1 protein-coding gene and 1 pseudogene are annotated in these 1,687 nt (G+C 47.8%); both read right to left on the reverse strand.

The annotated features are described in order from the left end of the window. Positions 1-242: 242 nt before the first annotated feature. Complete coding sequence (locus JOC37_RS13065) at positions 243-1,487, reverse strand: (Fe-S)-binding protein (protein WP_204619585.1); 1,245 nt, start codon at positions 1,485-1,487, stop codon at positions 243-245. A gap of 108 nt (positions 1,488-1,595) precedes the next feature. Then, a pseudogene (locus tag JOC37_RS13400) lies at positions 1,596-1,687 on the reverse strand (heterodisulfide reductase subunit F); the annotation flags it as partial.

Below are 1,687 nucleotides of genomic sequence, written 5' to 3' on the forward strand. Positions count from 1 at the left end.
CAGGTGCACGTAATATCCCGATTCCGCCAGGTCAAGCGATGCTTGTATACCTGCTATACCGGCTCCCACCACCAGTACGCTTCCTACTTTCTTTGTACTCATATTTTCATCACATCCGTCCTCTCATTTTTAATCTAACCAGAACGGTTTTCGCCCATAGAAAACTTTAATACCGGCCCACAGGCCGTGAACCAGCGGTCCACGGCCCTGTCGACCAATTAATATTTATATTTAAAACCTTTTTATTCCTCGACTTCTTTCCTTCCCTTGTAACCGGCACACTCTTCAATAACCAGAGCATTGGCCAGCAGCGGTGTTACGTGAGTCATTTCTTTCTTCATACCGAAATACTCTTTGTTTATATCTGTGAACTGGTCCATGCAGTTGTGGCAGGGAATGGCCACCACTTCTGCACCAACAGCTTCAATCTGCGCCGCTTTAAGCTTACCCTTTTTAATCCGCTGTTCTTTAAATTCCGGCATGGCCAGCGCACCACCGCCGGCACCGCAGCAGTAGTTGAACTTTTTGTTCGGAGTCATATCTCGGAAGTCTTCGCAGATATTTTCCATTACATAGCGGTGAGCATCATATACCCCTTCTTTGCGCACCAAGTTGCAGGGATCGTGTATGGTTGCCGGCTGCGGGTTTTTACTCTTGTCCACTTTAAGTTTACCTTCCCGAATCCAGTCGGCATAAACCTCCAGCACACTGCGCACGGGGAATTCCGGTCCCTCCCAGAATTCTTTATAGCCCATGCGCACCGACTTAAAGGCGTGACCGCATTCGGTAACCACCAGTTCTTTAGCCTTTAAGCGCACAACTTCTTCCAGCATCGGCTTGGTAATAGTCCAAAAGTCGTGGTTATTACCGCTGAACAGTGCCAGGTTGGTGGCATCCCACTTTCTGCTGCTCAAGGTATAGTTAGCACCGGCATAATAAAATACCTTTAGAATTTCCTGCAGCTCATGGGGATAATACTTGATTTCCCGGGCGTTCATACCAAAGAGAAAATCTGCATTTTCAACATCAATGGGAATTTTATAATCGGGGTCTCCCAGTTCTTCCTGCAGTTCCTCTTCAATCCACTCCAGGGTTTCTTCATAGTCCTCCTGGGTTACATCCATCTGGTTGCCGGAGGTAATGGTTTCATCCACAACCTTCTGCATGAAGCCCGGCAGCGGCAGGCCAAACTGGCCGCGAATGGTCCTGGTTAAGGCACCAATGTTAATACCCATGGGACATTCCACCGTACAGCGCTCACACATGGTGCAGAACCATACAAAGGGGTCATTTAATACTTCATCTCTCAATCCCAGTACCACTTTACGCAAAAACTTGCGGGGGTCATTGTCAGGGTGCACGTCAGAATAAACACATCCAGCGGTGCACATGCCGCAGGTAAGGCATTTGGTCAGGTCAAACTTCCTTAACTTGCTGGAAACTTCCTCGATAAATGTAGGGTCAAAATTCGCAGCATTAATAGCCATTGTTTTTCCTCCCCTTTAAGGCCTAAACATTACCATTTTGAGCAGCCCTTCAATACCGCTTACTCATTTCCACCGGCCTAAATTTTACACTTCGCAGAATGAAAATTTTTAGTACTCGTTAGGCAGCTTTTTCAGCTGGGCCAGGGTGAATACCGGGCCGTCCTTGCAGACATACTTGCTGCCGATGTTGCAGCGCCCGC

The sequence above is a fragment of the Desulforadius tongensis genome, assembly GCF_016907915.1.
GTDB classification, from domain to species: Bacteria; Bacillota; Desulfotomaculia; order Desulfotomaculales; family Desulfohalotomaculaceae; genus Desulforadius; species Desulforadius tongensis.